This is a genomic window from Hyphomicrobium sp., from assembly GCF_009026145.1.
Classification (GTDB): Bacteria; Pseudomonadota; Alphaproteobacteria; order Rhizobiales; family Hyphomicrobiaceae; genus Hyphomicrobium_A.
On record NZ_WBUE01000009.1, the window covers coordinates 1 to 22,500 of the forward strand.

Consider the following 22,500-nt stretch of genomic DNA (forward strand, 5'->3'; position numbering starts at 1 on the left):
CGTGCCTCCGAGAGGCCCTTCTGGAACTGGATGCGGTTGCGCGCCATCGCTCATCTCCCTGAAATCGCGCGCATTCTCCGCCGATTCGGATGGCGCGATTAGGGCTTAGGATGGTGCGTAATCAGGTGGGGTTTTCCCCTGCTATCAACTCGATCGATATTGTGATGATCGACGTTGGAGAAACAGGTTCAGCCGGAGAAATAGAAACATATTTTATGCAGTCGACGCCACGCGAGGCTCGCGCCGTCATATCCTGACTTTGCTTCTGTGATCTGCGAGACCCGCTGGCTTGGTTTCCTGCAGGCACGACGGGCAACTCCCAGTGCCACCGGCCATATGCGGGCAGCCAATAACTGCAGAAATCAGATCCACTACGTTGTGTGCACGCATCTTCTCCATGACATGCGCGCGGGAAACCTCGATCGCCTTGGGGCTGACCCCGAGATGACGCGCCGTCGCCTTGTTCGACATGCCATTGAGCACGCAGTCGAGCACCTGCCGTTGCCGGCTCGACAGTGTTGCCAGCCGCGTCAGCGTGAGCTGGCGTCGACGCAGCGCCTCATGCATCCTGATGTCATATTGGACCCAATGCTGAATGCTTTCGAGCAGCGCCCCGTTGTTCACCGGCTTCTCGAAAAAGTCGACCGCTCCCAGTCTCATGGCGCGGATCACTGCTGACACATCGCCGTTGCCCGTGAGGAAGACCACAGGGATCGTTTTTGCCCGCTCTCGCAATCGGACCAACGTTTCAAAGCCATTCAATTCCGGCATCCACAGATCAAGGACGACACAGCCAGGCCGGCGCGGATCGACCTTCTCAAGGAACTCGCCAGGCGACGAGTAGGCCGCAACCTCCAAACCAACGGTCTTCAGCATGAGGCGTAGTACGTCGAGTATGGCTCCATCGTCATCGACGACATACACAACGATATTGGGTGCTGCTGGAGTGGACCCTGGGGGAGCGTTTGTCGCGGGACCATTTGAGGGACTGGGGGACCACACAGCTCGGCTCTCGATGCGCTTAATCTCGTGGTAGCGGCGAAATTGCCTCACGCGAGCTGCCGCATGGCAGGCAGGCGGACCAGCTGGCTTGCACTAATTAGGGTCTTTCTCTTTTCAGAGTGCTAATAGCGCTTGCCAAATACAAAGTGGTTTCCACGCGCATATTGTTGGACAACAGAGCAATCCTATTTCTCAGGCGTCGGATAGGAATTTGCTGGGCAGCGGGAAATATTCTCGCCCCCCTGCTCGGGTGCCGCTGTCACCTCGGAACAACGGAATCACTGTTCGCCGGCGTCCTCAACGGACTTCTTCAACACAATCGGCCCATCGGCGACATCGCACCAAGGCTGTTCCATGTCTGCTGTCGGGGGATCAGCGGCTCAAGCGGTCGCCGCGCCGAGGCTCAACGGGTCTGAGGCCCGTAGCCCGCGCCAGCAAACAAAGATCAATTCCAGCCCCGCAACCACGATATCAGCATCGCTTCTTTCGCAAGTTGCGGCGCATATCCTGGGTGGGCGCTCATCCCGGCGCTACCCGGAGGATGAACTCCAAATCATCGTCCTATTGCGCCCCTTGTACTTGGCTTCATATAGCATCTGGTCGGCACGCTGGATCAGCGCGCTTGGCGGCTCCCCTTCGCGAATCTCCGCGACCCCAAACGAGGCCGTCAAGCGACCGAACTCGCCGACCAGGGATTCATCGGAGCCGCCATGCAGCTCGAATATGCTCCGGATCCGCTCTGCAATGGCGAACGCATCGCCCATAGGCGTCTGCGGCAAGACGACGGCAAACTCTTCGCCGCCAAAGCGAGCGACCAAGTCGCCCTTTCGCACGCTCTGCGACAGCAAATCGGCGAATCCCTTGAGGACCCTGTCGCCGGCGGCATGACCATAGGTGTCATTCACTTTCTTGAAGTGGTCGATGTCCGTCATGATGAGACACAAGGGCGTGCCATCCGCGTGCGAATTATTCACCGCGGCAGCAATGAACTGCTCAAAGCGCCGGCGATTGGCCACGGAGGTCAGGGGGTCGAGCGAAGCGAGCTTTTCGGCCTGGATCAATCGTTGCCGCAGCGTCGAGGTTTGATCCTGCGCCTCCTTCAAGCGCGCTTCGAGGTCGCGCGTCTGGCGCTCGTTCATCTCGTTCTTTGAGATCAGTGATTGGACCACCTCGCGAAGCTCGGAGACGTTCGTGACTGAAGCGAGGTGGGCGCTGGTGTCCTTGAGAGAAGCGACGTGGTCTTTAGAATTCTCGAGCTGCCCGGCGATGAGGACAATCAACCTGCCAAGCTGCCTCTCGAGTTCGTCCCGGACGGCGTTGACCTCGGCTTGCCCGCGCAACGGTTGCTCCGTTGAATGCGTGACAGGCCGCGGACCAGATGAGCTCGCTCGTCGCAGCGAGCGACCGGCAAGAGCAACCGCATCACGCCAATAAAAAGTGAGCAGCCCGGTGACCGACAAGGCGAGGGCTGTATACGCCAAGACCGCGGGGCTGGGCGTCGAAACGAATTCCCGTAGATTGGAGAGAGCAATCGAAGGGCTCCAATCCCAAGGCGCATGATTGAAGCCGACAACAGCGGTTAGCGTCAGAACAGAGCCAACCAAGAGACCAAGCAGAAAATTGACCACTACTTTGGTCATAATTGCGTCCCCGCCGCAAAGATCCACTCCAAATTACACTGGCTATCTCAACCTCCCGTTGCTTTTGTCAACTCGGTTTTGGGGCCGCCCGTCGGCTTCAGCGTTGCAGCCGCTGCTCTAAGAGAGCGTTGACTCGGGGCGCCTCGACCTCTGGTGCGAGGTCCCGCGTCACTGGACCTGTCCGGATGGCGTGCGCTGGCGCATGGGAGGATAGTTCTCCGTCAAACGCCGCACGATCAACGTCGCTCAGCACACGTGCGCCTCAGGCCGGAGTTCCGCTGGTATATTGACGGCTACGCCCTCTTCACCGAGCAACTCAAGCAGGCCCGGGCACGACTAGCGCCAGACCTCGGCCCAGCAATCGTCATTCTCGTAGACGCGTACGCTTTCGCATCCTTCGATGCGTTCCAGGAACCACGCCGCGATTACCTCGGCCGTCGGATTCTCGAGCCCCTCGACGTCGTTCAGCACACGGTGATCCAGCTGCTTGATCAGCGGCACGATCTCGGCATCGACCTCGGCGAAATCGCGGACAAAGCCGCGCTCATCGAGCGAACCGCTGACGACGATCTCGACCCGATAGTTGTGCCCATGCATGTTCTTGCACCGGTGCCCGTCGGGTACCAGCGGAAGGAAATGGGCGGATTCGAATCGGAAGCTTCGCCCGATCCGCGCGAGCGATTTTGCCGGACTGTGTCGCTTCGATCCGGGCGTGGATGAGGTTCGGTCCAGCTGATGCGCGGGAACATGCTTGTTCATGGAATACCGACCAACTCGGGTTCTTGCCTGTTTCGCCTACTTAGCCCGGTGTTGGCTTAGAGGCCAATACAGATATCCGGTTTATGCCTTCCGGCGCGAGACCAAGGCAACCCATGCGATGGTTAGACAGCCGCTATTGCGGCTGTGCCTTACGGCGCGCCGCGGCGGTAATGCGCTGGCCGGTCTCCTCCGTCGCCCAGTCGGTGGCGAGGCTCTCCAGAAACTCTTCGCCCGAATCGCCGAACCCCTTCCAGGCGAGAAGGTCGTCCATGCCGAAGACGTGGCCCTGCTCGTCCATCGCTACGAGGTAGTGGCCGTAGCCGACCTCGCCGATTGGGCACAGCCTCGATCCGGCCAACTCTGCTCCGGCCTCGCACCAGCCGGGCGACGAGCGCGCCGCCGCGGTGAGCGCATCGGTGTGGCACATCGCCGTACCGGCGTTCGGCTGATACGGATTGAAGCGGTTCCAGACGAGGCCGCCATACCTCGACAAGAACGTCAGCGCTGCAGCGTTCGGCGCGTGCATGAGCCTGTGCAGCTCGGCATCGAGTATCGGGCCGAGCGCCCACGCGTAGTCCTCCGACCAGTCGGCGGCTTTAAGCCAACGGATCGTGCGCGGCGACAAACTCAAGCTCATGGGCACACGTACTTATCCGGCCCTTCTTGCCGGCACCGTCCGGCTTTGAAGTCGTCGAGGATGGTGGAGCCCGCCTTGGTGACCTCACCGGCGGCCGTGGTTAGGAAATCCAAGATGAATTGATGCTTGCCGTCGAGCGGGCACACCTGCCACTGCGCGTCGGACGGCGAGCGCAACTCGGCGAGGTGACGCTCCAGACAGGCGCTGTACTCGGCCGCAAAGGCTTCGTTGTCGCGGCGCACCTGTTCCAAGTTCGCCTGGCGTTGCGCCTCGTAGGCAGCAAGATCAATCGATTTCCAGTCCGGTCCAAACGTCACGACCGCCTTGTGCATCAGCCTGGCGCGGTCGGGCGCGACACCTGAGGCAAGCAGCGCGTGAAGGAACAGGCGATGCACTGATTGCGCCGAGCTCGTGACCCTGCGGATGTAGAAATCGTGCAGGACCGCCGCGCGCACGTATTGCTCGGTCCAGCTGCCGCCGATGAACGGCTTGAAGGCTTCGGGTATCGAGGCGCCGTCGGTCATATAGCCGGTTGGGACGTCCCAGTGCGTGCCCCACCTGTCGACGTAGCCGAAAGGCTCCGCAGTGATACGCCGCTCCGACTGCCCGGGCTCGTGGATGAAACCCTCCTGAAACACCAGAGGGCGCTTGAAGCATCCCCACTCGGACCCGGCCGGGCAGCTGAAATCAAGATCGAAGCAATGCATGCTCGGCTCGCCGTAGAGCCCGAGGCCCATCTCGACATAGGCGCAACGCAGGTCGAGCGGCGGCGCTTGGGCGCGCACGTCATGCGCGTAAATGACAAACAGCCAGGCAAAGAGCGCACAAATCGCGCGCATGGAATGCAAGAATATCTTCATGTGAAAATCTGCCAAGCGCAGCAGTGATCAATCATCCGCTCGGCGCCAAGCTGCGTCAAGGCAGGCAGCGACACTATCGATGTTCATTGACACGGCGGCGAGGCACTCTCACTGCGATAAACTCTGCGCGGGAACTCCATCGGGAACATCGTGAGGTACTCGTCCGGCAGACCCGGTCGGCCCGAGGGCGCCGACCTGACCCGGGCCGTGAATCTCCTGCATCTCCGGCAGTTCCGGCAGCTGGCCAAGCTCACGCTCGGCCGCCCTGTGCTCCATGCGGCGGATGGCGAGATGCATCCATATGAGCGCCACGCCGACCAGAAGGAAGAGGAGCATGAAACAGCTCGTCCAAATGCCGGTGAGATCGTTGAGCACACCGAAGGCGATCGGCAATACGAATCCGCCGAGACCGCCGATCATGCCGACAAGGCCGCCCACGGCGCCGACATTGTCGGGATAGTAGACCGGGATATGCTTGTAGACGGCGGCCTTGCCGAGGCTCATGAAGAAACCGAGGATGAAGACAATAACCGTAAATGCGACGATGCCGATCTCCATATGAAAGGCGATCGGGCCATCGATGCCCCGCACCACGTAGTCGGTCGGTGGGTAGGAAAGAATGAAGGTGGCGATGACCGAGACCAGGAAGGTCCAGTACATCACCCGCCGCGCGCCGTATTTGTCGGAGAGCGCGCCACCATAGGCGCGGAAGACCGACGCTGGTACCGAATAGGCGGCACCAATCATGCCGGCAGTGGTGATGTCGACGCCATAGACGCCGATCAGATAGCGCGGCAGCCATAGCGCCAATGCAACGAACCCGCCGAACACGAAGAAATAGTAGAGCGCGAAACGCCAGACCTGGAGCCTCTTCAGGGGCTCGAGCTCCAGCCACGCGCTTCTCGGCTTCTCGCCGCGAGCCCGGCGCTCGCGCGTCACCGGGTCGTCACTCGTCGTGAACCAAAAGATGACGGCCATGATGGCGAGGCCGGCGGCCCAGACCTCGGCCACCGTCTGCCAGCCATAGGCAATAAGAACGAAGGGAGCGAGGAACTTGGTAACGGCGGCACCGACATTGCCAGCGCCGAAGATGCCGAGGGCGGTGCCCTGCCGCTCGGTCGCGTACCATCGCGATACGTAGGCGACGCCAACCGAGAAAGAACCGCCGGCGATGCCGACACCGAGCGCCGCAATCAGCATCTGCTGGTAGGTTTCGGCGTACGAAAGCAGGAAGGTTGCCGCCGCCGCCGACAGCATCACCAGCGCGTTGACCGGCCGCCCGCCATATTGGTCGGCCCAAACCCCGAGTACGATACGGATCAGCGAGCCGGTGAGGATCGGCGTGCCGACGAGGAGGCCGAACTGGGCCTCGCTCAGTCCCAGCTCATCCTTGATGGCAACCCCGATGATGGAAAAGATTGTCCATACCGCAAAGCAAGCAGTGAATGCGATCGTGCTCATCACGAGTGCCTGCGTTTGCCCGCGACACTCCAGTGCCTGACGATGGCGCATGGTTGTGGTTCCCGACCTCATGCTCGGGAACACGCCGCCCCGAGTTCAGCGGAGCAAGCATCATTGAAATGAGAAGATCGCTTTTTGTGCCAAGTCAAAGATCAGCAGGATCACCCCGACCGTATTGCCGCAGTCCACGCAGCCAGGGCCGCCGAGTAACGGGCAGCGGCCACTTAGGTGTGGTTGCGGCGGCCAAATGAAGGGGCTGGCCGGCGTTGCCCCACTTTGGGCCAATCCCCCTCGTCCACGAAGCGGACGCCCATCTTGCAGTCTTCCCTCCACACGACGACGGCCTTGCGCGCGATGCCGGTCATCACATCCCGCAGGTCGAACGCATTGATGACCCAGCTGGGGCTGGCCACCTCCAGCCGGGCACCGCCCGTGGATACGTCGCGGATGGCGCACGGCATGGTGCCGCTGCCGCCGAACGCTATCGTTCCCGGCCTCTGCACACGCATGCGTGGCTGCCTGCGATCCATGCAACTGCGGGGAGCATTTTCCGGGCCAATGTCGTTACTGCCCGCCCGCAACCTCGGCATAGCGTTAATGCCCTATTGCCAAGCCGGCGCGTCGCATCAGTAGGGGGGCGCCTTCCTGGCACGTCGCGCCTTGGCTGCCTCCGCCCACGACGCAAGGTCATCGGCAGACCGCAGAAACGCTTCTTGAAGAGCCGCACCCTGTGGGCCGGTCGGTGCGCCATCGGCGTCGAGCGTCTGACCGATCGGGCCGACGGCGAGCGTGCTGGATATGACGACCATGCCCATTTCGGACAGTGTGCCAGGGGCGGCACGCGCGCCGTCTTCTGGCTGCCGCGGTTCGCGCCGGGTGGCCGCTGGCGATCGCTCAACGGCCCGGATGGAAGAGACCGCGCGGGCCTTCAACCCACAGGACCACCGCGAAGGCGGCGGCGCTGAGGCACAGAAATCCCAGCGCCAGCGGCAGCACCGTGCCGTCGAACATATGGCCGATGATACCTCCCACCAGCGCGCCCGCCGCCGTCGACACGAACCCGACGACCGAGGATGCCATGCCGGCGTTGTCGCCCTGCGGCTCCATGGCGAGTGCGTTGAAGTTGGGCGCGATCAGCCCGAACAAGAAGAACAACACCGCCATCAGGCCGATGAACCGGGCCACGTTGGCCCATCCGAGCTGAGCCGCGAGCACGAGAGCCAGCGACAGGACGATAAAGCCGGCGAGCGAAAAGTGCGACACGCGTCGCATGCCGAGCTGCTCGACGAGCTGCGCGTTGGTGAGCGAGGCCGCTCCGATGGTCAGCGCGATGGCGCCGAAAGCGAGCGGGAATGCGGCGCCGAGGCCAAAGACATCGACGAAAAGTTGCTGTGCGCTGGCGACGTAGGCGAGGACGCAGCCGAACACCAGGCCGCCGGCTACCGCGTAGCCGATGGTCTGCCGTGTCGCGAGTGCGAGGCGTATCGATCGGCCCAGCGGCAGCGGACCTTCCCTGCCGACGTGCGCAGTCTCCGGCAGGCGTACGGCCGCCCACAGTGCTACCAGCACACCGGCAACGAGCAGAAGATCGAAAACGTGTCTCCAGGTGCCGAAGGCGAGCACGCCCTGGCCCATGCCCGGCGCCAGCACGGGAATGATGATGAAGACGGCCATCGCAAACGACATGACGCGCGCCATCTGACGCCCGGCGAAGCGGTCGCGCACGATGGCGATGGCGAGGACGCGCGGTGCCGCGGCGCCGAGCCCCTGCACCGCGCGCGCGCACAGCAACAGTGCGAACCCGGAGGCCAGCGATGCGGCCAGCGATCCGACGATGAAGATCGCCATGCCGACCATGAGCACGGGCTTGCGGCCGTATTTGTCCGACAAACGGCCGTAGGCGAGCTGCCCGAGCGAAAAGCCGAGCATATAGACGATGACGACATTCTGCCGGTCGTTGGGATCGGCAACGCCCAGTGCTTCGCCGATCTGCGGCAGCGCCGGCAGCATGACGTCGACGGCCATGGCCGTCAGCGACATCATCACCGCGGTGAGCGCGATGAACTCGCCGATCGACATGCGATCGGCCGGCATCGCGGCGGCGGAGCGGGCGATGAAGCGGCGGTCGCGCTCCGGTGCGTTCATTTCACACTCTTGTTGGCTGCTCGTTGGCCCACGGCCGGACGGAGCACCGCGGGACGTCCGCTTAGACGTTCACCCGGGGCAAAATGTGGCTGCTCCGGAGCCGCTTCGCCGCAACGCCTCGATGACGTCGATTTTTTGCGGTCTCTAGCTGCCCAATTCGTTAACGACCCATCCCCGGGGATGCACGGCCAAGGCGAGGCGACACGGGAGCAACACGTCCGTGGATATGCGCCCTCGGGGGCAAAACATCCGCGCACGCAATAAAGCGCTGCGGTATAGCATTAAGCATTGCCAATGCATGAAGATTCGGAGCCACGAGGCCGTGCAGAACCGCATTCCCCGTACCACCCACTCCGCGCGCACCGGTAGATTTTCTGCGGCGCTTGCCCTGGTAGCGGGCTTTGCCACGCTACTCTTCGCCGGCCTTCTGACGGCCAGCCAGCCAGCCGCCGCCCAGCAGGGCTTCGGCAACTTCTTCACCTATCAGCAGCCCCGCAAGCGGGTCTTACGCAGGAAGCGGGCGCCCGCCGCAGATACGGCTGCGACGACCGACGCCAAGCCGGCCGGCAAGGCCGACGCCAAGAAGGAAGCCGAGAAGAGCGGGCCCAAGGGGGCCGTTTACGCCATCGTCTCGGTGCCCGACCAGCACGTCACCGTCTACGATGCGACGGGGCGCATCGCGCGCTCGCGCGTGTCGACGGGGCAGGCCGGGTTCCGCACCCCCGTCGGCGTGTTCAGCGTCATCGGCAAAAGCCGCTACCACCACTCGAACATCTACAGCGGCGCGCCGATGCCATGGATGCAGCGCATCACCTGGTCGGGCGTCGCCCTGCACGCCGGCGTCGTGCCCGGCTATCCCGCTTCGCACGGTTGCATCCGCCTGCCGTATTCCTTTGCGCCCCAGCTGTACGGCCTGACCAAGGTGGGCGCCCGCGTCGTGGTCACCTCGCGCGACACCGAGCCGGTGGTATTTTCCCATGCGCTGCTGCCGCTACCGAAGATGCAGCCCCCTCCGGTGGGGAGCCAGCAGGCATTAAAGCGCGATGCCTCCGTCGAGCTCGCCAGCATGGGCGCCCCGGCATCGACGATGACCACCGCCGCGGTGCCCGAGGAGACTACCGACGTCGATTCAACCAAGCCGCTCAATCCCATCGCCTATGCCGCGGCGCTGAGGGAGCGCGCCGTTGCCGACAAGGCGGTCGCCGACAAGGCCGCCAAGGAGGCGCTCGCGGCCGCGCAGGCCGCCGGCGAGGAGGCGCGCCTAGCAGTCGACGATGTGCGCAAGGCGGAGGCCGATCTCAAGGCGGCCGAGGCGAAGGTGGCCGATCTCGAGGCGCGTGCCGCAGCCCCCGCGCCGGCCGCAGCCCCGGCTGCCGGCACGCCCGAGGCAACGACGTCCATCGAGACCGACAAGGCGGCGGCGCAATCGGAGCTTGCCCGTGCCCGCGGCGCGCTCGATGAGGCGCGCACCCGCGAAGCCGCCAAGACACCGGCGGCGTTTGCAGCCGTCGAAGCCTGGAAGCGCGCTACAGCAGCGGCCGAGGCCGCCGGCGACCTTGTCGCCCAAGCCGACCGCCGGCGCGAGCAGGTCTCCGTGTTCATCTCGAAAAAGGAAGGGCGCATCTTCATCCGCCAGGATTGGAAAGAAGTCTGGGAGGCGCCGGTCACCATTCGCGATCCCGAGCGACCGCTCGGCACGCACGTCTATACGGCCGTGGATGCGGCCCCCGATGGCTCATCTGTGAAGTGGACGGCAATCACAATCCCGGCCGAGGGTGCGGCGCCCAAAGAGGCGAACCGGGGTCGCTCAAAGGACAAGCAGGAGCAACCGGAGAGCCGCGCTCCGACACCGCCCGAGACTGCCGCCGGGGCGCTCGACCGCATAGAGCTGCCCGAGGGGGCACGCGAGCGCATCGCCGAGTTGTTGTGGACCGGCGGCTCGCTCATCGTCTCCGATCAACCGCGCAGCTACGAAATGGGCGAATACACGGATTTCATCGTGCTGACGCGCTAGAGCGGCGGCCGCCAGCACGGGCTCGGCGCTTGGTTACCGTTATGCTGCCATTTCACGGCGAGGAGGATAACTCGCCGTTAGAGCTTAACTGTCTAATCTGGCGCGTTCATTAACAGCGTCGAGAGCTGGCTGTGCCGCCATTTGGCAGACTCCATCGCGCGAGACCTGCAGCGGAGGGCGGAAGCCTGCCCGGACAGGAGCACCGCGCCGAGTTCCCCGATTCCAGCATGCCGATGCTGGAGGCTCTGGTGTGCGAGGTGCATTCCGCAGCCCTGCTCAGCGCAACCATTTCCAGCGCCATAAATGCCTTCAAGCAGGCGGGCGCCGAGCGCAGCGAAGCCGGCCTCAAACCCTACGTCCCGGGCGAGCCGGCGATCGTTTCCGTGCTGCGTAACGGCATGCTGGAGACGAACCTCGACGAAGATACGGTGCGTCTCGTCATCCAGTTCTTCGACGACCTGGCGCCGGCCCGCATCGCCCTCGACCGCTACTTCGCCGACGCGAACCACATCGGCGGCGACCGTGCGGCGGCGCTGCACCTTTTGGCGCTGTCCACGACCTGGCGGCGCGCCTGCCAGGACGCCCTGCTCGCCGTACGCCAACTACACGCCGACTTGCACCACCTCCCCGCGCAGTACACGAGCAACTCCAAGCTGCTCAACAACCTGCTGCAGGACGTGATCATGGGCGGCTCGCCATGCATCGACAGCAACGGCAAGATCGCCATTCCGGAGCTGCCCCAGCGCCGGCAGTCGGCACGCCGGACGGTCTGCCAGCCATGCACGCTCACCTACAATCGCGTCACCGCCCAAGCCTTCGTGCGCGACGTCTCTCCCGGTGGTTTCGGCCTCGAGCGCGTCCCGCAGCTGGTGCCGAAAACCCTGGTGCAGATCGAGCTGCCGAGCGGACGGCGCTTCACCGGCACCGTCGCCTGGTGCAGCGGCTCCTCGGCTGGTGTGCGTTTCTCCCGCCCGCTACTGCCCAACGATCCCTTGCTTTCGGGCTGATGCCCTCCTTAGGAAGGCTTTGGGCCAACCCCAGGATTTGCCGCCGCTTTCCGGGTGTGGCACGCTCTAGGTCGGCTGCGCCCGCCAAGAAGGCGCAGCGGAGGAAACAACTTTGGCCACGGCTCACGCCGCGCAGAGCAATTGCGGGATCCGCGTTGCGGCAAGCGCACTATCGTCGACGCGCGAAGCGGTGCTCGAGGCGAAAGCTACGCTCGGCAGCGGCGATTTCCAGCACGTCATCGCCTTCTTCGGCATCGATCACGATGCCGAGGTGCTCGCCCGCACGCTCAATCAAGCCCTGCCCGGCGTTCCCGTCTCCGGGTGCTCGACCGCCGGCGAGATCGGCCCTTCCGGCATGATGCAGGGCGGGCTGCTGCTCATTGCCTTTCCGCGCCGGGGCTTTCGCGTTCACAGCGAGCTCATTACCGACATCGACCGCTTCGGCGTCGAACGGGCGACAGACGCGGCACGCCGCCTCAAGTCGCAAGTGTGCCCAACCTCTTCGAGATTGCCGCGCGAAAACGTGTTCGCGCTGCTGCTCGTCGACGGCCTGTCGAACGCCGAAGAGAACATCGTTGCCGCCATCCACTGGGAGCTCGACGACGTCGAGCTCATCGGCGGCTCGGCCGGCGATGGCATTTGCTTCCGCCGCACCGTAATGATCCACAACGGCAGGGTCGCGCAGCGCGCCGCCATTCTCATGATGATCGAGACCGATTATCCCTTCCGCGTGTTCAAGACGCAGAACTTCGAGCCTACGGGCATCAAGCTCGTCGTCACCGCGGCCGATACCGAGAACCGCATCGTCCATGAGCTCAACGCCGAGCCCGCGGCGCGCGAATATGCCTCCGCCATCGGCCTGAGGCCCGACGACCTCGGCCCGTTCAGCTTTGCGTCCTATCCGCTCGTCGTGAAGGTCGGTGGGGACTACTATTGTCGCTCGATCCGCAACATGAACCCCGACGGCAGCCTGTCGTTCTTCTGTGCCATAGACGAGGGCCTCGTGTTCACCGTCGCCAGGCCGCGCGACATCCTGAGCGCAACGGAAGCGGCGCTGCAGGAGCTCGATACGGCGCTCGGCGGCATCGACCTCGTCGTCGGTTTCGACTGCATCCTCCGCCGCCTCGACGCCGAGACGCGCCAGATCCGTCACCAGATGGACGAACTTTACCGGAAGTACTCGGTCTCCGGCTTCCACACCTACGGCGAACAGTACAACGCCATGCATCTCAACCAGACGCTCACCGGCATTGCCTTCGGCCTGCGGGCGGCGGAGGCGTAGTGTGATGATCGAGAAATTCGCCAACACCCGCTGCATGGTTCGGAGCGAATTTCTCGATCTGAATCACACTAGCAAGACTATGATTCTAGTGTCCCTTTTGCTCCCGAGGTTCGCTTGGGGCCCTAGCATCGAGGTTTGGCGAACTTCGGAAGCGGGACACTAGCCGTGGATTCGCTGTTCGACCTGCACCCGCTCGGACCGTCGCCACAAGACCTGGAGCGCCGGATACTCAAGCTGCAGAAGATCAACGCCGCGTTGATGCATCGGGTAGAGCGCTCGATGGATCAGCAGGCGAATGCCTACTCGCTGTTTCAGACGGCGATCACACTCGAAAGCCAGGTGCGGTTGCGCACCGAGGAGCTGACCAACGCGCTGGCGCGGCTCGAGCGCACCAACGACGAGCTATCGACGGCGCGCGACGCTTCCGAGCGCGCCAGCCGCTTCAAGACGCGCTTCTTCACGGCCGTCGGTCACGACCTCCTACAGCCGCTGCATGCGGCGCGCCTGTCGGCCAGCGCCCTCGCCGAGGCCAACGGCAACAATCCTCAACGTGTCATCGCCGAGCGCATCGAGCATGCACTGACCACAATCGAGGAGCTTCTGAAGTCGATTCTCGACATCTCCAAGCTCGAGGCGGGTGTCGTCACGCCGACGCCGCGGCCGGTGGCGCTGGATGAGCTCTTTGCCTCGCTCGCCCTCGACATCGATCCGCAGGCGCGGGCCAAGAACCTGTCGTTGACGTGGTGGCACAGCGGTCTCGCCGTCATCTCCGATCCGCTGATGCTGCGCCGTATCCTCCAGAACCTCATGGCCAACGCGGTGCAGTACACGGAAGCGGGTGGCATCCTGCTTCTGGCACGTCGACGGGGAGCCAACGTGCGCATCGAGGTGTGGGATACGGGGCCCGGTATCGGCGAGGCCGATCGCGAGACGATTTTCGAGGAGTTCCAGCGCGGCGCCGCCACGGATCGCCCGGCCATCGGCGGCTTCGGCCTGGGGCTGTCGATCGTGCAGCGCATGGCGGAGGCGCTCGGCCATCCGCTCGATCTATGCTCGCGCGTCGGCCACGGTACCCGTTTTTCGGTCACAGCCCCGCGGGCCGATGCCGACGAGGCTGCCACGGCGGCCACGGCCGCCATCGTCAATGCGAGCGGGCTGGGTCTGAGCGGCGCCAAGGTTGCCGTCATCGACAACGATCCCGGCGTGCTCGATGCCATGCAGACGCTGCTCCGACGCTGGGACTGCGATATACGCTCGGCGCGCAGCCTCGAGGGTCTTTTGCGCACCGACGCGGACGGTTTCCGGCTGGACATTATCCTGGCCGACTACCACCTCGACGAAGGGTGCAACGGTCTCGATGCCGTGCGCGCACTGCGCATAGAGGAGGGGTGTGCCGTGCCCGCAATCATCATCACTGCCGATCGCGCACCTTCCATCGCCGATGCGGCGCGCCAGCTCGATTGCGAGCTGCTTCTGAAGCCGGTGAAGCCGGCCGAGCTGCGGGCGCTCATGCTGCATCTTTTGGCTCGCGCCGCGCAGCAAAATGCCGACTAGTCGTCGCGCGATGAGCCGAGGATGGAATCGAAGTCGATCTTCGCCGCCTCGATCACGGCCTGTGTGCGCGAGGCGACCTTGAGCTTGCGCAGGATTTCCGAGACGTGCGCCTTGATCGTCGTCTCCCCGACGCCGAGGTCATAGGCGATCTGCTTGTTGAGCAGGCCTTGCCTGAGCATGTGCAGCACGCGCACCTGTTGCGGGGTCAGGGTTGCAATGCGCGCGGCGAGGTCCGATGAGGCGCTCGTCACCTCGGGCGGCTGGTAGCCCTTCGGCAGCACCACCGTCCCTTCCATCACCTGCTTGAGGGCACGTCCGAGGTCACCGCCGCGCGTCGACTTCGAGATGAACCCGGCGGCGCCGCATTGCATGACCTCGTGAATAATGCGCGGGTCCTCGAGTGCCGAGACGACGACGATGGGTAGCTTGGGATAGCGTGTACGCAGCTCGATGACGCCCTCGAGACCGCGCGTGCCCGGCATCGAAAGGTCGAGCAGGACGAGGTCGAAGCGGCTCTCCTTATCGAGCACGGCGCGCGCCGTGTCGATCGATGTTGCCTTCGCCACGGTGGCGTCGGGAAACGTGCCCTGGATCACTTGCTCCAGAGCCTCGACGAACAGCGGATGGTCATCAACGATCAGGATGCCGGTCGGCAAAAGTTGCCTCCTCGGAAGCTGAATAGGGTCCTGCAGGCGATACATTCTCGACACCCGCCTATGATATGCGAAGTACTCTGCGGAAACTGGCTAAAAATACCAGAAGGACGCAAGCTGCTCCTGGGTTTGGCGCCGCCCGGCGCCCTTTTGAGTTGTAGCACCATATATGCAGTCGGCTCCTCGAAACCCTCGCCAGATATGATCCTTGACCCGGTCCGGCTTCGGCGCAATGTGCCGCCGGGCAGCCGATCGGCGAACCTTAAGCGAAGGACCAAGCCGCGCCGATGGCCGGAGCGATCATCAACAGCCTGCGGCTAGCCAAGGCCGGCATCGTGCTGGCGCAGCACGGCGTGCGCTTCGTGCCGCCCGGGACGCCGGTGCCCATGCCACTGCGCTTCGCCCGCGCCCTCACCGCACCCGTCCGCTGGCTATCGACGCCGCTGCGTGCCGGTGAGCCGCGCCAGACGCGTCTTGCCACGGCCCTCACCAGGCTCGGACCCAGCTACATCAAGCTCGGCCAGTTCCTGGCCACGCGCGCCGACGTCATCGGACCGCAACTTGCCGGCGAGCTGGCGCTGCTGCAGGACAACCTGCCCCCGTTCTCCATGGGCGAGGCGCGCCACGCCGTGGAGGAGGCCCTCGGTGGCCGGCTGGAGGACCACTTTGCCGAGTTCGGCCCTGCCGTCGCCGCCGCCTCCATCGCCCAGGTGCACAAGGCGGCCGTCGTCGACGCTGACGGGCGCCGCCGCGAGGTGGCGGTGAAGATCTTGCGCCCGGGCATCGAGAGGCAGTTCCGCCGCGACCTCGACAGCTACTACTTCGCCGCCCGCCAGATCGAGCGCTGGCATGTGCCCTCGCGGCGCTTGAAGCCGGTCGCCGTGGTCGACACGCTGAAGAGATCTACCGAGCTGGAGATGGATTTGCGCCTCGAGGCCGCGGCCATTTCCGAGATGGCCGAGAACACAGCCGCGGACGATGACTTCCGCGTCCCGCAAGTCGACTGGCAGCGCACCGCCCGCCGCGTGCTGACCGTGGAATGGATCGACGGCATTCCCCTGTCAGACCACGAGCGCCTCGCCGCCGCCCACCTCGACCGCAAGGCGCTCGGCCTCACCGTCATGCGCTCGTTCCTCAAGCACGCCATGCGCGACGGCTTCTTTCACGCCGACATGCACCAGGGCAACCTGTTCGTAGACGCCGGCGGCCGGCTCGTCGCCGTCGACTTCGGCATCATGGGTCGCCTCGGCATGAAGGAGCGCCGCTTCCTGGCCGAGATCCTCTACGGCCTCATCACGCGCGATTACACGCGGGCGGCCGAGGTGCACTTCTGGGCCGGCTATGTTCCGCCGCATCACCCCGTGGAGGTTTTCGCCCAGGCGCTGCGCGCCATCGGCGAGCCGATCCACGGCCGCACCGCCGAGGAAATCTCCATGGCCGACCTGCTCGGCCAGCTTTTCGCCTACACTGACGTGTTCGATATGCAGACGCGCCCCGAGCTGATCCTTTTGCAGAAGACCATGGTTGTCGTCGAAGGCGTGGCGCGCCGCCTCGACCCCGGCCTCAACATGTGGGTGGCGGCCGAGCCCGTCGCCAAGCAGTGGATCGAGGACAACCTCGGCCCCATGGGGCGGCTGCGCGAAGCGGGCGAGGGGGCCTCGGCCATCGGCAAGATCATCGCCGACCTGCCAGCCTTGCTGACCCAAGGCCAGCAAACCGCCATTGCCTTGCATGACATGGCGCGCGACGGCCTGCGTCTCGACGACGAGACGGTGCGGCAGATTGCCTACGAGGAGGCGCGGCGCACCCGCTGGGGTCGGCTCGCGCTGTGGATCGGGGCCATCAGCCTCGCCGTGCTTGCCTTCACCCAGCTGAGCCACTAGGCCTGGAGCGCCTCGAGGCCAGCGCACGCGTCAGGACCGATGAAGTACAAAGTCGACCCCAACAAATTCGCGACGGTGCTGACGAGCTGTGGCCGCTTCGACCTGCTCGGCGAGACCGTCTCCTCTCTGCAGCGCTATTTCGACGTCGAACGCGTCCTCATCGCCGAGGACTCGGAGGATAGCGCCGGCGCCGCCCAATTCGCGCGCGCCTTTCCCGTCGCCGACGTGCGCGTCAACCTGCCGAAGCTCGGCCAGATGCGCTCCATCGATGCGCACTATGCGACGCTCGCGACGCCCTACGTGCTGCATCTGGAGGACGACTGGGGCTTCACGCGCAGCCTCGATCTCGACCGCGTCACCGACCTGCTCGAGGCGCGCCCCGACATCTCGGTGGTGTGCATCGCGCATCGCGTCTACGACCCGCGCTTTCAAAAGGGTGCCAAGGCCGAGCGACACGGCGACATCGACTACCTCGTCTGGGAGACTGACGCGCATCCCAAGTGGTTTTCCTATTCCTTTAATCCTTCCATCGCGCGCCTGGCGCTGTGGCGCGAGGTCGGCCCGTTCGCCAAGTTCGTCACCGAGGAAAACCTCAGCCAGTTCCTGAAGGGGCGCGGCATGCGCATCGCCATGGTGGTGCCCGGCATCGCCGACCACATCGGCGATGACCGCCACGCGCACGATCCGTTCCAACCCAAGCGCGCCAAGACGTTCCTTCAGCGCCTCAAGCGCTCGATCGCCAAGCGCCTGCCGCTGCTGTCGGGAGAACGTCGAGGCTAGATGGGGCGGGTAGCATGGGCTTGAGCTGCTGCATCATCGCCCACAACGAGGGCGACCGCATCGAGCGCTGCATCGACGCCGTGCGCGATATCGTCGATGAGGTTGTCGTCGTCGATTCAGGCTCCACCGACGACACCGTCGCGAAGGCGCAGGCGCGCGGCGCCAAGACCTTTTTCCATGCCTGGGACGGCTACGGCCCGCAGAAGCGCTTTGCGGAGGACTGCGCCGCCAACGATTGGATCCTCAACCTCGACGCCGACGAGATCGTCACGCCTGAGCTGGCGCGCGAAATCGCCGCGCTGATGCAGGCCCCCGCCGGCCTCCTGCCCGCCTACCGGTTCCGGCAGGTGACGGTCTATCCGGGCCGCGAGCGGCCGCGTCTGTGGGCCGATTTCCACAACTATGTCCGGCTCTACGACCGGCGGCGGGTGCGTTTCCGTGACAGCCGCGTGCATGACACCGTTGATACGCAAGGCTATCCGGTCGGCCAACTCAAAGGCATCGCTCTGCACTACTCCTGGCGTACGCTGGAGCACGTACGCGCCAAACTCGAGAAGTACACAGACCTGCAAGCCAAGGAGCTGAAGAAGCCGCGCTGGTACGTGCTTGCGCGGCTGCCGTTCGAATATCCGATCCTGTTCTTTCGCTATTACGTCCTGCGACGGAACTTCACCGGCGGGCTGACGGGCTTGCGCATCACCCACGAGATCGCCCGCGCGCGCTGGCGGCGCCTATTGAAGATCGCGGTCCAACAGGACAAGCGCGGCTGAAACACGCGACGACGTGTCCCGACTGCCACTCGCAGCCGCGATTAGTCAACCTGCGATTTTCGACAGTGTCTGCAGCGATCTCAGCTATAATAAATCGATAGGCCGCTCTCGACTGTTGTGTACCGCGTCATGCTGCTCGCCCATCCCAAGGTCCTGCTTTCCATCACGAGCATTCCGCGCCGTTTCAACACGGCGCTGAAAGAGGTTGTCACCAAGCTCCAGAACGGCGGCAACACCGTCGTCGTCTGCCTCCCAAACCACTACAAGAAATGGGGACCCGCCGAAGCGCCGGACTATCTGACGGGCGCCGGCGATGTCGTCCTATTCCGCCCATCGAAGGACTACGGACCGGCGACGAAGCTCCTCGGCGCCATCGAATACATCGAGAGCACTAGCCAGCACTTCGACGGGATCATCACGCTCGACGATGATATCTACTATGCCGACACCGCCGCGGCGGTCGACTATCTGAAGCAACATGCCCGCGAGCGGCCACGCTGCGCCATCACGATTGGCGGCCTAAAGCTCGAGCACTATCCCTACCGGAACAAGAACGGGCTCTACGGCAACAACGTCGGCTATGTGGATGCGGTCGTCGGCTTCCGGGGGGTCTACTATCCCGTCAATGCGATCACGCAGGATCGACGCATCTTCGATTTTGCGGCGGAGCTGCCCGAGTTCGTCTACCACAACGACGACGCCTATTTCGGTATCTGCCTCAGCCGCATGGGGATACCGATCTACGCTGTGAAACCGCCGAGGACTACCTCCAGCCGGCGCCGCGTCGAGCTTGTCTGCGCGCAAGGCGCCGGTGAAAGCGCGGTGCAGGAGAAGATGGGCGCCCATCGCGTCGAGAACGAGATGGAGATCTACCAGTACGCCGTCTCGAAAGGCTGGCTTCCCAGCCGAGAGGCAGGCCAAAACCGGGATACCCCACTCGGTTGGCTGCTGAAGCGCACCGGCCTCGGCAGAAACCTGCGCCGCCTGTATTTCAACTGGTGAGAACGCGACGCGCGCCATCGGCGCACAACAAAAAACCGCCCGGGCGGCGAGGCCCGGGCGGTTTTGTATGAACATTGAAAGAGGGGATGATGACTTCTGATGACTTCGAATACCGAAGACACCTCACTCTTTTGCAGACCTGGCGACGACCTACTCTCCCACGTCTTAAGACGCAGTACCATTGGCGCTGGAGCGTTTCACGGCCGAGTTCGGGATGGGATCGGGTGCAGCCACTCCGCCATAGCCACCAGGTCGGCGAAAAAGTGAGATGACTTCTGGTTTGGTCTTTCTGTGTTCCTACGCCCATCGAGGCGACGCACGCAGCGCATCGGACATCCGGAGCAGAGCTCAAGGATCCGAGCGCAAACGTCGCCCTGCCAGAGCAGCCAGCGCGAGTTACCGCGCGTCTGCCGCATAAGGCATTACGATGAGCATTGCATAATGAGAGCGATCAAGCCGATCGAGCTATTAGTACCGGTAAGCTGCATGCATTGCTGCACTTCCACACCCGGCCTATCAACGTGGTGGTCTTCCACGACTCTCGAGGGAGAACTCGTTTCGAGGTGGGTTTCCCGCTTAGATGCCTTCAGCGGTTATCCCGTCCGTACATAGCTACCCTGCTGTGCCGCTGGCGCGACAACAGGTCCACCAGAGGTACGTCCATCCCGGTCCTCTCGTACTAGGGACAGCTCCTCTCAATTCTCCGACACCTACGGCAGATAGGGACCGAACTGTCTCGCGACGTTCTGAACCCAGCTCACGTACCTCTTTAAATGGCGAACAGCCATACCCTTGGGACCTGCTCCAGCCCCAGGATGAGATGAGCCGACATCGAGGTGCCAAACGATTCCGTCGATATGGACTCTTGGGAATCATCAGCCTGTTATCCCCGGCGTACCTTTTATCCGTTGAGCGATGGCCCTTCCACACAGAACCACCGGATCACTATGGCCGTCTTTCGACTCTGCTCGACTTGTCAGTCTCGCAGTCAGGCGGGCTTATGCCATTGCACTCGACGGTTGATTTCCGACCAACCTGAGCCCACCTTCGCACGCCTCCGTTACCATTTAGGAGGCGACCGCCCCAGTCAAACTGCCCACCATGCGCTGTCCCGGGACCGGATGACGGTCCGCGGTTAGACAACCATGTTCATAAGGGTGGTATTTCACATTGCGGCTCCACAGGAGCTGGCGCCCCTGCTTCAAAGCCTACCACCTATCCTACACATGCAAACACGATTGCCAGTGCAAAGTTACAGTAAAGGTGCACGGGGTCTTTCCGTCTAACCGCAGGAACCCCGCATCTTCACGGGGAATTCAATTTCACTGAGGATGTGCTGGAGACAGTGGGGAAGTCGTTACGCCATTCGTGCAGGTCGGAACTTACCCGACAAGGAATTTCGCTACCTTAGGACCGTTATAGTTACGGCCGCCGTTTACTGGGGCTTCGATTCAAAGCTTGCACTTCTCCTCTTAACCTTCCAGCACCGGGCAGGCGTCAGGCCATATACGTCGTCGTTGGACTTAGCATAGCCCTGTGTTTTTGCTAAACAGTCGCCACCCCCTGGTCTGTGCCCCACCCATCTGGTTGCCCAGACGGATGGCCTGCTTATCCCGAAGTTACGCAGGTAATTTGCCGAGTTCCTTCAGCACACTTCGCTCAAGCGCCTTGGTATTCTCTACCTGTCCACCTGTGTCGGTTTCGGGTACGGTCTATGTGGGGGCTGTTTCCAGGGACACCTTCGCTGCTCGGGCAATCCGATAAGCCCAAACAACTTACAGCATCCGTCACTCACCCACTGGCCCACGAATATTAACGTGGTTCCCATCGACTACGGCTTTCGCCCTCGCCTTAGGGGCCGGCTAACCCTGCGCAGATTAGCTTTACGCAGGAACCCTTGGACATTCGGCGGGAGTGTTTCTCACACTCCTGTCGTTACTCATGTCTGCATTCGCACTTCCGATACCTCCAGGCGCCCTCACGGGTCGCCCTTCGCAGGCTTACGGAACGCTCCGCTACCACGCATCACTTCCGAGGAAATGATGCATCCTAAGCTTCGGTGCACGGCTTTAGCCCCGATACATTTTCGGCGCAGAAACCCTTAATTAGACCAGTGAGCTGTTACGCTTTCTTTAAAGGATGGCTGCTTCTAAGCCAACCTCCTGGTTGTTTTGGGATTCCCACATCCTTTCACACTTAGCCGTGACTTTAGGACCTTAGCTGTAGGTCAGGGTTTTTTCCCTTTTCACGACGGACGTTAGCACCCGCCGTGTGTCTCCCGAGTAGTACTCCCAGGTATTCGGAGTTTGGTTAGGTTTGGTAACCCTGTGGGGGCCCCTAGCCCATCCAGTGCTCTACCCCCTGGGGTATTCACTCGAGGCTCTACCTAAATAGATTTCGCGGAGAACCAGCTATTTCCAGCCTTGATTGGCCTTTCACCCCTATCCACAGTTCATCCGAGGCTTTTTCAACAGACACCGGTTCGGTCCTCCAGCAGGTGTTACCCTGCTTTCAACCTGACCATGGATAGATCGACTGGTTTCGGGTCTAATCCGACGAACTGAACGCCCTGTTCAGACTCGCTTTCGCTTCGCCTACAGCTATCGCCTTAAGCTTGCTCGTCAGACTAAGTCGCAGACCCATTATACAAAAGGTACGTCGTCACCCTTGCGGGCTCCGACTGTTTGTAGGCATCCGGTTTCAGGTTCTATTTCACTCCCCTCGTCGGGGTGCTTTTCACCTTTCCCTCACGGTACTGGTGCGCTATCGGTCGCTGAGGAGTACTTAGGCTTGGAGGGTGGTCCCCCCATGTTCAGGCAGGATTGCACGTGTCCCGCCCTACTCGAGGCTTCAGTTCGGCATTACCTGTACGGGGCTGTCACCCGCTATGGCCCAACATTCCAGATGGTTCCAGTTGTCCTCTTTGAAGCACTGGCCTAGTCCGCGTTCGCTCGCCACTACTAGCGGAGTCTCGGTTGATGTCCTTTCCTCCAGGTACTTAGATGTTTCAGTTCCCTGGGTTTGCTTCTAAACCCCTATGTATTCAGGGTT

16 protein-coding genes, 2 rRNA genes and 2 pseudogenes (1 of these 20 only partly in view) are annotated in these 22,500 nt (G+C 63.1%); 8 read left to right on the plus strand and 12 right to left on the minus strand.

Annotation, left to right across the window (positions count from 1 at the left end):
* Positions 1 to 246 precede the first annotated feature (246 nt).
* The 9 genes and pseudogenes from F9K20_RS09120 to F9K20_RS09160 all read right to left on the minus strand — a co-directional run bounded on the left by F9K20_RS09120 (position 247) and on the right by F9K20_RS09160 (position 8,504).
* Complete coding sequence (locus F9K20_RS09120; protein ID WP_367238206.1) at positions 247 to 1,053, minus strand: response regulator transcription factor; 807 nt, start codon at positions 1,051 to 1,053, stop codon at positions 247 to 249.
* A gap of 479 nt (positions 1,054 to 1,532) precedes the next feature.
* On the minus strand, positions 1,533 to 2,669 hold the full coding sequence (locus tag F9K20_RS09125) for a GGDEF domain-containing protein (protein ID WP_291000270.1): 1,137 nt from the start codon (positions 2,667 to 2,669) through the stop codon (positions 1,533 to 1,535).
* A gap of 309 nt (positions 2,670 to 2,978) precedes the next feature.
* On the minus strand, positions 2,979 to 3,401 hold the full coding sequence (gene queD, locus F9K20_RS09130) for a 6-carboxytetrahydropterin synthase QueD (RefSeq protein ID WP_291000272.1): 423 nt from the start codon (positions 3,399 to 3,401) through the stop codon (positions 2,979 to 2,981).
* Between the two features lie 133 nt (positions 3,402 to 3,534).
* A complete protein-coding gene (locus tag F9K20_RS09135) occupies positions 3,535 to 4,038 on the minus strand; it encodes an SUKH-3 domain-containing protein (protein ID WP_291000275.1) in 504 nt (167 codons plus the stop codon).
* Positions 4,035 to 4,898: a DUF1353 domain-containing protein gene (locus F9K20_RS09140; protein ID WP_291000278.1), complete on the minus strand. Its 864-nt coding sequence runs from the start codon at positions 4,896 to 4,898 to the stop codon at positions 4,035 to 4,037. The genes F9K20_RS09135 and F9K20_RS09140 overlap by 4 nt, the downstream gene beginning before the upstream one ends.
* A gap of 267 nt (positions 4,899 to 5,165) precedes the next feature.
* A pseudogene (locus tag F9K20_RS09145) lies at positions 5,166 to 6,410 on the minus strand (nitrate/nitrite transporter); the annotation flags it as partial.
* 173 nt (positions 6,411 to 6,583) lie between these two features.
* Complete coding sequence (locus tag F9K20_RS09150) at positions 6,584 to 6,949, minus strand: PilZ domain-containing protein (RefSeq protein ID WP_367238208.1); 366 nt, start codon at positions 6,947 to 6,949, stop codon at positions 6,584 to 6,586.
* Positions 6,950 to 6,985: 36 nt separating this feature from the next.
* Positions 6,986 to 7,207 (minus strand): annotated as a pseudogene (locus tag F9K20_RS09155) (NADPH-dependent FMN reductase); the annotation flags it as partial.
* 46 nt (positions 7,208 to 7,253) lie between these two features.
* Positions 7,254 to 8,504, minus strand: a complete 1,251-nt coding sequence (locus F9K20_RS09160) for a multidrug effflux MFS transporter (RefSeq protein ID WP_291000284.1) — start codon at positions 8,502 to 8,504, stop codon at positions 7,254 to 7,256.
* Between the two features lie 298 nt (positions 8,505 to 8,802).
* Between F9K20_RS09160 and F9K20_RS09165 the strand changes: the two genes are divergently transcribed.
* The 4 genes from F9K20_RS09165 (at position 8,803) to F9K20_RS09180 (ending at position 14,361) form a co-directional block, all read left to right on the plus strand.
* Positions 8,803 to 10,518: a L,D-transpeptidase gene (locus tag F9K20_RS09165; RefSeq protein WP_291000287.1), complete on the plus strand. Its 1,716-nt coding sequence runs from the start codon at positions 8,803 to 8,805 to the stop codon at positions 10,516 to 10,518.
* 227 nt (positions 10,519 to 10,745) lie between these two features.
* Positions 10,746 to 11,525, plus strand: coding sequence for a PilZ domain-containing protein (locus tag F9K20_RS09170; protein WP_291000290.1), 780 nt, complete (start codon positions 10,746 to 10,748; stop codon positions 11,523 to 11,525).
* Positions 11,526 to 11,637: 112 nt separating this feature from the next.
* Positions 11,638 to 12,807 (plus strand): FIST N-terminal domain-containing protein, encoded by a 1,170-nt coding sequence (locus tag F9K20_RS09175; protein ID WP_291000293.1) that lies wholly within the window; start codon positions 11,638 to 11,640, stop codon positions 12,805 to 12,807.
* 165 nt (positions 12,808 to 12,972) lie between these two features.
* Positions 12,973 to 14,361 carry a hybrid sensor histidine kinase/response regulator gene (locus tag F9K20_RS09180; RefSeq protein WP_291000296.1) on the plus strand — a complete coding sequence of 463 codons (1,389 nt, stop codon included), beginning with the start codon at positions 12,973 to 12,975 and terminating at the stop codon, positions 14,359 to 14,361.
* Here F9K20_RS09180 and F9K20_RS09185 read toward each other — a convergent pair.
* Positions 14,358 to 15,017, minus strand: coding sequence for a response regulator transcription factor (locus F9K20_RS09185; RefSeq protein WP_291000301.1), 660 nt, complete (start codon positions 15,015 to 15,017; stop codon positions 14,358 to 14,360). The genes F9K20_RS09180 and F9K20_RS09185 overlap by 4 nt on opposite strands.
* A gap of 284 nt (positions 15,018 to 15,301) precedes the next feature.
* Here F9K20_RS09185 and ubiB point away from each other — a divergent pair, with 284 nt between their 5' ends.
* From ubiB to F9K20_RS09205, 4 genes are all read left to right on the plus strand, one after another.
* A complete protein-coding gene (ubiB, locus tag F9K20_RS09190; protein ID WP_291000304.1) occupies positions 15,302 to 16,897 on the plus strand; it encodes a 2-polyprenylphenol 6-hydroxylase in 1,596 nt (531 codons plus the stop codon).
* A 39-nt stretch (positions 16,898 to 16,936) separates the two neighbouring features.
* On the plus strand, positions 16,937 to 17,677 hold the full coding sequence (locus F9K20_RS09195) for a hypothetical protein (RefSeq protein WP_291000307.1): 741 nt from the start codon (positions 16,937 to 16,939) through the stop codon (positions 17,675 to 17,677).
* Positions 17,678 to 17,691: 14 nt separating this feature from the next.
* Positions 17,692 to 18,447 (plus strand): glycosyltransferase family 2 protein, encoded by a 756-nt coding sequence (locus F9K20_RS09200; RefSeq protein ID WP_291000310.1) that lies wholly within the window; start codon positions 17,692 to 17,694, stop codon positions 18,445 to 18,447.
* A 129-nt stretch (positions 18,448 to 18,576) separates the two neighbouring features.
* The gene (locus F9K20_RS09205; protein WP_291000313.1) at positions 18,577 to 19,449 is read left to right on the plus strand and encodes a hypothetical protein; all 873 of its coding nucleotides are present in this window, start codon (positions 18,577 to 18,579) and stop codon (positions 19,447 to 19,449) included.
* 137 nt (positions 19,450 to 19,586) lie between these two features.
* Here F9K20_RS09205 and rrf read toward each other — a convergent pair.
* Positions 19,587 to 19,701, minus strand: a 5S ribosomal RNA gene (gene rrf / locus F9K20_RS09210).
* Between the two features lie 195 nt (positions 19,702 to 19,896).
* Positions 19,897 to 22,500 (minus strand): 23S ribosomal RNA (locus tag F9K20_RS09215); it runs 208 nt beyond the window's last position.

Excerpts from the sequence above, each read along its gene's own strand:
- F9K20_RS09160 (WP_291000284.1), bottom strand. The coding sequence starts at position 8,504 with ATGAACGCACCGGAGCGCGACCGCCGCTTCATCGCCCGCTCCGCCGCC.
- F9K20_RS09150 (WP_367238208.1), bottom strand. The coding sequence starts at position 6,949 with ATGCCGAGGTTGCGGGCGGGCAGTAACGACATTGGCCCGGAAAATGCT.
- queD (WP_291000272.1), bottom strand. The coding sequence starts at position 3,401 with ATGAACAAGCATGTTCCCGCGCATCAGCTGGACCGAACCTCATCCACG.
- F9K20_RS09195 (WP_291000307.1), top strand. The coding sequence starts at position 16,937 with ATGAAGTACAAAGTCGACCCCAACAAATTCGCGACGGTGCTGACGAGC.
- F9K20_RS09165 (WP_291000287.1), top strand. The coding sequence starts at position 8,803 with ATGAAGATTCGGAGCCACGAGGCCGTGCAGAACCGCATTCCCCGTACC.
- F9K20_RS09170 (WP_291000290.1), top strand. The coding sequence starts at position 10,746 with ATGCCGATGCTGGAGGCTCTGGTGTGCGAGGTGCATTCCGCAGCCCTG.
- F9K20_RS09140 (WP_291000278.1), bottom strand. The coding sequence starts at position 4,898 with ATGAAGATATTCTTGCATTCCATGCGCGCGATTTGTGCGCTCTTTGCC.
- ubiB (WP_291000304.1), top strand. The coding sequence starts at position 15,302 with ATGGCCGGAGCGATCATCAACAGCCTGCGGCTAGCCAAGGCCGGCATC.
- F9K20_RS09205 (WP_291000313.1), top strand. The coding sequence starts at position 18,577 with ATGCTGCTCGCCCATCCCAAGGTCCTGCTTTCCATCACGAGCATTCCG.
- F9K20_RS09200 (WP_291000310.1), top strand. The coding sequence starts at position 17,692 with ATGGGCTTGAGCTGCTGCATCATCGCCCACAACGAGGGCGACCGCATC.
- F9K20_RS09135 (WP_291000275.1), bottom strand. The coding sequence starts at position 4,038 with ATGAGCTTGAGTTTGTCGCCGCGCACGATCCGTTGGCTTAAAGCCGCC.